Raw genomic sequence first — 9,769 nt, forward strand, 5'->3', positions numbered from 1 at the left:
CTTTACCGGTGCGTGGATCGTTTAAGCGGGCGCTAACCCTCACGCGTTACGGTTGCAAGATGTCTTGCTTTTCTAAAATTCGGTTGTTAGGCTCTCCTAATAGTTGTGCTCCGAAGCGGGGGTGTTACCGAGTTTCTCCGAATCGTAGACGTAAGACTGTTATAGAAATGTGCTATAAGGATAAGGTAACTATGAGCTATAAAGTTAAGTCCACCGTAGATGACGACGTGCTCGTTGTCGGGTTCAAAGCAAGCCGTACCAAAGGTAAGAAGAAGAGCTCAAAACAGCTTAAGGGCGCTCAACGTATGGTTGATGAATCGTCCAAGGCGCTTGAGACCTTTGCGTCTGGCTACCGCGCGCGTCACAAGAAATCGAGCAGCAAGAAACGCGATGGCTGGCTGCGCGATATGGATGACAACGTCTTCAAGGCGACACGCAAGAGTGTCCGCAAGGTCAAACTGGATCGTGTTCTAGGCTTCTAGCTTGGTTCACAAACCTCTTGCGCCTGTGTAGCCAAATTAGAGCTGCGGCTCAGGTGTGTTTGCGTTTTGAATTCTACTAAATAGGTTTTGCTCAATGGGACTTCACGCCCTTGTGCGGCGCGCGGCAGTATCGACTGCTGCAGCGCCGGCAATAGTTATGTCTGGACAGGTGGTTGATTATACGACCCTCGACCAGTCGGCCGATCAGATCGCCGCTGGCCTGAAAAGCATGGGCGTGAAAGCAGGGGATCGTGTTGGCCTGTGGCTCGCGAAAGGGGCGCCAGTCGTGGCGTGCATGCAAGCCATTTTGCGCCTTGGCGCGGCCTATGTTCCGGTTGATCCAAATAGTCCGGCAGAGCGCGCCCGCAAGATTTTCACCGACTGCAACGTGCGGCTTGTGCTGACAACGCAGGCGCGTGTGCAGATGGCAGGTGAGGTGCTTGAGGGCTTGGCGCTTTGCCTTTTGAACGAAGAGTGTGATCTCAGCGCGCCTGATGCTTCGCTTGGCACCGCCTTTGATCCGTTTGTGGGTCACGCCGTTAATGATGCGGCTGTCACTGGCGATGATCTCGCCTATATCCTTTACACGTCAGGCTCGACAGGAACGCCGAAAGGGGTGTGCATCACCCACGACAATGCGCTCGCCTTTATCGAATGGGCGGGGTCCGAGCTGCGCCTTGATCCGACCGATCGTCTGGCCAATCACGCACCATTGCATTTTGATCTTTCGGTTTTGGATCTTTACGTGGCTTTTCGCGCCAAAGCGTCGGTTTTGCTGCTGGCAGATGGCCTGTCCTTTTCCGCTAGCGCCCTCTTAGAAGAGATCGAACGCGACCGACCGACGGTTTGGTATTCTGTCCCGTCCGTGCTGATGTTGATGATGCAGGCGGGGCTTTTGGAGCTGCAAAAACCGAGCCTGAAAACCATTTTGTTTGCAGGTGAAGTCTTTCCGATCTCCCAATTGCGGGTTCTTAGAGAGCGCTGGCCAGATGTGCGTTTGTTGAACCTCTATGGCCCGACAGAAACAAATGTTTGCGCCTATTATGAAGTAACAACGCTTGATCCCGAACGCCGCGTGCCTGTTCCGATTGGGCGTGCGTGTTCGGGGAACAAACTTTGGGCGCAGCAGCCTGACGGGGTGCATGCCTTGCCGGGGGAAGAGGGCGAACTCTTCGTTCAAGGCCGCTCCGTCACGCCCGGATATTTTGGAAAAACGCCCCGTGGCGATGCCCCTTATGCGACGGGCGATTTAGTGCGCGTGCTTGAGGACGAGATGTTCGAATACGTGGGCCGTTTGGACCACATGGTGAAATTGCGCGGTCATCGCGTGGAAATCGGCGAAATCGAGGCTGCATTGGCAGCGCATTCTGCCGTGCAAGAGGTCGCTGTTATCGTCGACGGTGAGGGGCTAGAGGCGCGCCTTGTCGCCTTTGTGACATCGCAGGAAGCCAAACGCCCTGGGCTTCTCGCGCTCAAAGCGCACTGCGCAGCGCACCTGCCACGTTACATGATCATCGATGCGTTGCGACATCTCGAAACGATGCCGCGCACCAGCACGGGCAAAATAGACAGGCAGCGACTTGCTGCCATCCTTCATGAACCTGAATTTGAGGAAACACACTAAATGGGAACTATTTTTGATCAGCTGCGCGACTACGTCGTCAACGATGTCCTTGAAGGCGAAGACGTAGGCCTTGAGGCCACGACGAAGCTCTTAGAAATCGGCGTTTTGAATTCGATGGAGTTGATGAAAATGGTGCAACACATCGAAGACAGTTTTGATGTGAAAGTCCCGTCGAAAGCGGTCCGCGCGGAAAATTTCCGAGACCTCAATTCTATCACCCAATTTGTGACCGAGCTTCAGGCGTAAGCCAAATTTAGTTTAGGCAGAAGGATTTACCACATGTTAGATAAACCACTTCCAACAGCAAATGCGGCTTCGCCTCGTTTGGCGCTTATGAAAATCGCTTTGGGCGGCTGGTTGTCTCAGGCCACCTATGCGGCTGCCAAACTTGGGTTGGTCGAAATCATCGGCGACGGCGCGCTCACCCCGCATGAGATTGCTGGTAAAGCGGGCACTGACCCTGATGTCAGCTACCGTCTGCTGCGCGCATTGGCCAGTGTCGGCCTCTTTGTCGAAGATGAAGATGGCCGTTTTTCAGTGACGCCCGTGGGCGAATGTCTCAGCGGCGAGCGACCGGATTCTTTGCTGCCTTTGGTCACAATGATGGGCGAAGAGTTCCACAAAGTCTGGGGCGATATTGTACCGTCTATTCAGACGGGTGAACCTGCATTCCCGCGCGTGTTTGGCGAGAGTTTTTTCGAGTTCTTGCAAGATCACAACAGCAGCGGAACGAATTTCGATGCCTGCATGGCAACGCTCCACGGCGCTGAGGCGGATCATGTTGTCGATACGTTTGATTTCTCTCCTTATAGAAAGATCGCAGATATTGGTGGTGGCAAAGGCAGTCTGCTTTGTACGATCCTGCGCCGCCACGAAGAGGCTGAAGGTATCTTGTATGATTTGCCCGAAGTCATTGAACGCGCGAAGGTTTTTGTCGGCGATGCAGGGATGAGCGAGCGGTGCACACTGATCCCGGGTAGCTTCTTTGAAACCGTGCCAGATGACGCCGATCTCTATGTCTTGCGCCATATCATTCACGACTGGGACGACGCAAAGTCAGTGCAAATCCTGAAGAACTGCGCCGCGAAAATGAAGCCAGGCGCGAAGTTGTTGATCATTGATTGCGTCATTCCTGCTGGCAACGATTGGTTCCCCGGAAAGTTTATCGATCTGCACATGCTTTTGTTGGCGGGCGGCAAAGAACGCACAGGCGTGGAGTTCGGGGATGTTTTGAAAAAAGCCGGTTTGAACATGAAGCAGATTTTGCCTACGCCCATCCCGCGGGTCAGCATTGTTGAAGCAGAACTCGCTGCACCGGACAAACCATGACCCTCATTCGCGGGTTCGCTCTGATCTGGCAAATCCCATTGGGAATTGCCTCTTTTTTATATTTTCGCCTGCTGCGCGCTGTTTTCGTATCCTTTGGACGGCGACATTTTCGCAAGCATCCCGAAGCGTTCCGCGTGTGGAAACCATTGCAAGGCAAAGTGCTGGATGAGCCGCAAATGTTGGGGCGCTACATGGTCACGGGACCGCGTTGGAACACCCATGCATTGATTGCGACGGGCGGGCCCGTCACAGTGCGCGAACATCTGCACATGAACACAGATACGCTGACGCAATCGGCTAAATATTGGGCTGTATGCCTCTATGAATTCCCAAGTTTCAATCTCGCAGGCGCGACCAACAAGCTGCTCGAATTGAAGCCTGAAACCAGCGTTGGGGGAATGCCGGGGCAAATCGAATTTCACGTCCCACCCGGTGATTATTATGTTGGCGTACGTCTGTATGATCCGAAACCAACGGTCAGTTATCCTGAATTAGTGGTGGATGGTGAGACGACACTTTTGTCGAGCGCAATCACGCATGATGCCAATAGCTTTTACCCAGACTTGCATCTTCGTGATCGGCCGTCGTTTCGCTTCATGCACTACTATGTGTACGTAGCGGTGAAATGGCGGCGCTTTTTGCCACGAGCTTGGGTCGATGATGAGCTACTGCCTGTAGGGGATGCGCATACGACGTTCTTTTATGGCACGTTGGAGGCGGGTGAACATCTGAACTTTGAGTTGGATCCGGCATTACTGGACAGCCACGGGGTGTTCTGCACGACTTATACGCGCTCCAGTCTGCCGCGAGATAGTTTTTCGGTCTCTTCCGCAAATTTTACGGGTCCAGAGAGCAGTGAGCCGGTGGTTTATCTGATCCGCGTGCTCAAGTTGCGCGAGGCAGACGCGCTGGAAAACCCGGACCTGATCGAAAGCGCGAAGCCAACGGTTGTAGCTCATCCGAGCACCGGTCCCGCAGTTGCCTAATCTAATCTCATTAGCTCTGAAGAGCGTCAGCCAAAGAGCCAAATAAATTATGCTTAGTCAGAAAAAGATACCGACGCCTCTGAAGTTAGAAAAAATAAAGGAACCGCTGCAAATCGGAGAGCCGCGCAATCCGCGATTTCGCGGGTTTTCGATCTTTGGAGGTTTGTTCGCACTTTTGATGCGCCTTCTTTGGACGCGCCTCAAACGCGGAAGTACGCCGACCGACTATGCGATTTTGGTCCGTTCGTATTTCGAAAAGCTAGGTTTTTTGTGGATCAAAGTAGGTCAGCTTTTATCCCTGCGGCGTGACTTTTTTACAGAGGAATTCTGCACCGAGCTGTCTCGCATGCAGCATCAAAGCATCGGTTTTTCGCCAAAGATTGCGGTTGATAGAATCGAAAAAGAACTGGGTGCCCCGATTAGCGCAGTCTTTTCCGAATTTTCTGAAACGCCTTTCGCTGCGGCGTCTATTGCACAGGTCCATCGCGGCACATTGCGATCGAATGGCGCAGATGTCGTGGTCAAGGTCCGCCGCCCGGGCGCTGAGACCATCTTTTATTATGACTTGCGCGCGATCCGGCGACTGACATGGCTTTTAGAACGACTGGGCGCCTTAACATTTCTCCGCTGGAAAGAGGCGCTTTGGGAACTTGAAGAGATCATGAACGAAGAAACGGATTACCGTTTCGAGTTTTCTAATCTAAAACGTATGCGCAAGGTTCTGAAAAAACACGGAATTTATGTGCCAGACGCCTACCCAGAATATTGCACCAGTGCCATTTTGGTCATTGAGATGATCCCGGGTTTGTTGATGTCCGATTTTGTGGCGGCCCAGGAAAAAGCCCCCGATGAGTTGGCGGCATGGATGGTGGAAAATAACGTTGATCCGCAAAAGGTCGGGCGTGATCTAAATACGAGTTTTCTCAGACAGCTGTTCGAAGAAGAAATGTTCCATGGGGATGTCCATCCGGGCAACGTTATCTTGCTCCGCGATAGCAAGATTGCCTTGATTGACTTCGGCACAATCGGCAGCCCCGAACGCGAACTTTGGCGTCGGTATCTCTATATCGTGAAAGCCTTCGCCAGCCGCGAATTTCAAAAGGCTGGGGATTTGATTTTGTCGCTCTGCCCCGAATTACCCTTGGTGAATATCGACGAGGTTCGAGAAGATATCGTGCGCTCTTTACGCTCATGGCACATGCGCACTGGTATTGAACAAATGTCATACCACGAACGATCCGCCACCAAGGCTTTGACCGGGGTCTTGGATATCATGGGTGAAAGCCGCATGATGGTAACTTGGGGCTTCCTGCGCATTGACCGAACTTGGGCTACGCTGGATGCAAGTTTGTATCATCTCATTCCAGACGCCGATTATCCGAAAATTTTCGAGCGTTATTTCAAACAACGCGCGCGTAGAATGTACACGGAGACATATAATTGGGAGAACATCGGCCGCGCAATGGTTGAAGTGCCTGAAACACTCGGAGAACTACGCTTGTTTCTGGAACCGCAATTGCGACGTTCCAGTCGCGTCTACGGTAGTTTCACCAGCAAAGTGACGCAATCTGCATCCCTGCTGTTGAGGGCCATGTCACGCCTCGCTTTCCTATTTGCGCTTCATATGATGCTGACATCTTACATCCAATTGAAGGGTGAATTCGAACTCGATAACTCGATTACCGATTTCCTTCATACGACAGTCACAATTTATCCTGATATGGATTGGCCGTTCTGGGTGATCTCGATTTGGGTAGCCTTTTACAGCTGGTTCGTGCTGCGGCGCATGTCCAACAGCATCGGCAGTGATGATGTCCGCATTCCCAACAATAGCACAACCTAAACTTTAGCGCGAAGGAATCGAGATGCGAATTTTGATCGTAGGGGCCGGAATTGCCGGATTGACGCTTGCTAATCTGCTGCGCCAACGTGGCTTAAACCCTGTCATCATCGAACAACGTTCTGAGATTAAGCCCCGTGGGTATGTTTTGGGTCTTTGGCCATTCGGTGGACGCGTCTTGAAAGGCTTAGGGCTCTATCCAAAGCTAGAATCCGTTAGCCAATCATTGGTCGATTTCAATATCGGCGGCGTCGGCGGGCAGATTTTTCATACGTTCCAAGTGCAAAAAATCGGCCAGTCCTTTGGTAATATCCAAATGGTGCGGCGGAGCGAATTATCCGCACTTCTGGCGGCGCCTTGCCTCGACGACATACGCACGAATCTGTCCATTCTATCGATGACACAAGAGGATGCAGAGGTTCAGGTGGGCTTTGACGATGGATCGAGCGAGGTCTTCGATCTTGTCGTTGGCTGTGATGGCGTGGGATCGGACGTGCGCAAAATGTGCCTGCCCAATGCGCAAGAGCGCGACACGGGCTGGTCGGGGTTTGGCTGGTGGACGGATCCAAGTGTCCTGCCTGCAGATGCGATGTCTGAATATTGGGATGCAGGACGTAAATTCTGCGCTCTGATCCCTGCACCGGGCGCTTTATGTACCTTTGTCGGAGTGCCGAACAGCGCGGTGCCGAGCGGGGATGACGCCGCGCTTTTCGAAGGATTGCAGGCGCAATTTGGAGATATGGGAGATGCCGTCACCAGCGCGTTTGAAGCGCGCGATGGGTCCAAACCAATTTATAGGCAAGATTTTCGTACCTTGAGTATGGAGACATGGTCAAACGGACGGGTCATGGTGATTGGCGATGCCGCGAGCGCGTTTTTTCCATTTGGCGGACTTGGTATTGGCGGCTCCATGGCGATGGAGAGCGCTGCAGTTCTGGCCGATGAGCTCTCGCGCACGGATGCGCATTTCGTGACTAACGCGCTCGCCTCTTTTGAGCAGCGCCGCCGACCAAGGCTCGAAACCTTCGAGAAAGCGATGCAATCGGTTGTGGACGTGAAACTTGCCAATGAAACGCCTGTGCCCGAAATGATGGGGCACATGGCGGAGATGTTTAAATCCTTCCGACAGCTCTTAAGCGACCCGATCTGACGGTTTGGAGCGGGTCAGCCTGCTGATAGCCTCGGACAGCTGAACAGGGGCGTCGAAATGCAAGTTGTGACCGCCCGAAAGCGTAATGGATTGCAGGTTGAAGCAAGTTTGAGCGAGTCTTTGTGCCGCTGCCGGATCGCTCATCTTGCTGACATCACCATAGACTGTCAGGACTGGCGCTGCGATCTGCGCGATGATCTCCGAAAGGGTCGCATTCCCGGGAATGTCTTGCCCGAACGCTATGCCCGCACGGGTTTTTAACCGCGGGTCCCAGCGCCAATGAAGTCCGTCTTCGGTCACATGCGTTGCGCGTTCTGCAAGGTTTCTGGCAAAATCACGACCAAGGCTGGGCGTGTCGAATTGCAACCTCGAAATCGCAGCGTCTAAGTCGCGGAGCGGCTTGTTCTTAGGCGGTTCTGCGACATAGTCCAAATAGGTGCCAATCGATGTTGCGCTGCTTTTTTGCTCGTTCAAGGGTGGTTCTATCAACGTGAGCGTCTCAATGCGATCTGCGCGCCCTGCCGCGAGAAGCAAAGCGACAACTGCCCCCATGGAATGCCCGACCAAAGTCACATCGCCATCGATCTGTTCGAGTATCGCAGCCGCGTCGGAAACAAAGTCCATAATGTGGTAGGCAGTGCCCTCAGGCGCATGCGCGCTTTGCCCATGGCCGCGTTGATCGGGCGCGATGACGTGGAAACCTTGCTCCGCCAACGGCTGTGCGACGTCGCGCCAAGCCGCGCCTTGATCCAACAAGCCGTGAAGCAGCAGTAGGGGTTTCCCTGTTTCAGGGCCCCAATGCGTCACGTGCAGTTTGGTTGACCCAATGCTGATCTGGCGTTCACGGCGTTCAATTGGCGTGGCTTGCGACAGTTCATAGCCAAGCGCCTGCGCGATCTGAGTTGTTTGATGAGACAGCGGTTTAGGTAACTCGACGTTTCTCCAGCTCTCCGCCAAGCCCGTTTCGATTGCTTTGCGTTTCGAAAACCCAGGGTCGCCAATGGAAGCGGATTTCTTGGAGACACCATCCGTCATGCGTTGACCCTCATAGGGGTGCAAAAGCGCCTGATCGTAGGGAATGTTCAGAAAATCACATATGCGAGTCATCTCGATTTTGGGATCGTTCACCAAAGCCTCATAGCTGACGTGCAAACATTTTTCAGAATCACGCTGTGCGACAAATTCGGTGATGTTGCCGTTGATTTGGCTCCAAACCCGTTCGGCAATCTGGTGGACATCGCCACCTTCAGCGCCAATGAGTTTATCCATTCGCATCCGTGCAAAACTATCGATTGCAGCTATGGGATGGCGCGTTAAGTGAATACACTTTGCGTCCTCAAAGAGCGTGTCTGTGCGTTGCAACGTAGCCAAGTCAGCGCCGTAAGAGGGCGATTTGTCGAGCAATATGCGATCACCCGCCAGCGTTTGAAGCTCACTATAAACATCGCGGGTGCTCGCTTTGTCCGTGCAGAGCTGCGCAACCTTCGCGGCGCTCTCATCAGCGTTTAAACCCGTCAACTCCATATAGGCGCGTTGCAGTCCTTCCCCGAGATAGCTCGCGCCCAAATTCGTTTGGCGCGTACCCATATCGGCAAAGGGCAACAGATGAAGTTCAGGCGGCGCAAATAACTGGGGATGCCCAGCGAGCATCACCCGCAGAAGGGTAGAGCCGGAGCGCGGCGCAGACAGCAGAAAATGCGCAGGCTTTAAAGGCGGGCCTGAATCGACAATGTTTGAAACCGCGGCAAAGCTTTTGGCGTTCTTGGGTTGGTTTGGCGCTTTCGCTTGATCCGAACCGATGAGCTCCGCCGTGAGATAGTTGGCGAAATCTTGGATTTTGGGCCGCTCCATCACCTCTCTCGGGTAGAGCGGAATGCTTAGATCTTGTTTCAAGACATGCACCAATTCCATCACCATCAAAGAATCCATGCCGAGGGCAATGACGTCTTCTGTTTCCGAAATTTCGGAGGCGGGGACTTCCAAGATATCCGCAAGGCGCTCTTTCAGATGATCAAGCATGAGCGTCTTATGATCAGCTGAAGGTGCGTCTTTGATATGCTGCGCTATCGCATTCGCAGTTTCCTTGTCCTCGGGTGTGTCGCGGTGCGTGATCAAATTGCTCAAAACTGCAGGTGTCTGAGCGAGGGCGCTCGCCTGCGCAAGCGCGTGCCAATCGGCGGTCGCGGCAACCAGTTCTGCAGTATCAATGCGCAAAGACTGATCGAGCAACTGCAACGCATCCTTCTGACTTAAGGGGGTCAGCCCATGCTTGCTGCCGGCCTTGGCGCGCACAGTATCGCGGCCCGTCATCCCAATTTGATCCCAAGGGCCCCATGCAATTGAAACAGCTTTGCGTCC

Annotated in this window: 8 protein-coding genes; 7 read left to right on the forward strand and 1 reads right to left on the reverse strand. The window is 53.4% G+C overall.

Going from position 1 to position 9,769, the window contains the following annotated elements:
* Nucleotides 1-191: 191 nt before the first annotated feature.
* From ABJQ89_RS10230 to ABJQ89_RS10260, 7 genes are all read left to right on the forward strand, one after another.
* The gene (locus ABJQ89_RS10230; RefSeq protein ID WP_348496139.1) at nt 192-482 is read left to right on the forward strand and encodes a hypothetical protein; all 291 of its coding nucleotides are present in this window, start codon (nt 192-194) and stop codon (nt 480-482) included.
* Between the two features lie 94 nt (nt 483-576).
* On the forward strand, nt 577-2,106 hold the full coding sequence (locus ABJQ89_RS10235; RefSeq protein ID WP_348496140.1) for an amino acid adenylation domain-containing protein: 1,530 nt from the start codon (nt 577-579) through the stop codon (nt 2,104-2,106).
* Nucleotides 2,107-2,352 (forward strand): acyl carrier protein, encoded by a 246-nt coding sequence (locus tag ABJQ89_RS10240; RefSeq protein WP_348496141.1) that lies wholly within the window; start codon nt 2,107-2,109, stop codon nt 2,350-2,352.
* Between the two features lie 33 nt (nt 2,353-2,385).
* Complete coding sequence (locus ABJQ89_RS10245; protein WP_348496142.1) at nt 2,386-3,435, forward strand: methyltransferase; 1,050 nt, start codon at nt 2,386-2,388, stop codon at nt 3,433-3,435.
* Complete coding sequence (locus ABJQ89_RS10250; protein WP_348496143.1) at nt 3,432-4,421, forward strand: DUF6208 family protein; 990 nt, start codon at nt 3,432-3,434, stop codon at nt 4,419-4,421. Before ABJQ89_RS10245 ends, ABJQ89_RS10250 begins: the two co-directional genes overlap by 4 nt.
* A gap of 178 nt (nt 4,422-4,599) precedes the next feature.
* Entirely contained in the window at nt 4,600-6,264 is a 1,665-nt protein-coding gene (locus ABJQ89_RS10255; RefSeq protein WP_348496144.1) for an AarF/ABC1/UbiB kinase family protein, read from the forward strand.
* A gap of 22 nt (nt 6,265-6,286) precedes the next feature.
* A complete protein-coding gene (locus tag ABJQ89_RS10260; RefSeq protein ID WP_348496145.1) occupies nt 6,287-7,411 on the forward strand; it encodes an NAD(P)/FAD-dependent oxidoreductase in 1,125 nt (374 codons plus the stop codon).
* On the opposite strand, the gene ABJQ89_RS10265 is transcribed toward ABJQ89_RS10260, so the two are convergent.
* Nucleotides 7,394-9,769, reverse strand: a 2,376-nt coding sequence (locus tag ABJQ89_RS10265; protein WP_348496146.1) for an alpha/beta fold hydrolase, incomplete at its 5' end; no start/stop codon positions are given. The genes ABJQ89_RS10260 and ABJQ89_RS10265 overlap by 18 nt on opposite strands.

The sequence above is a fragment of the Planktotalea sp. genome, from assembly GCF_039984035.1.
In the GTDB taxonomy this organism is placed as follows: Bacteria; Pseudomonadota; Alphaproteobacteria; order Rhodobacterales; family Rhodobacteraceae; genus Planktotalea.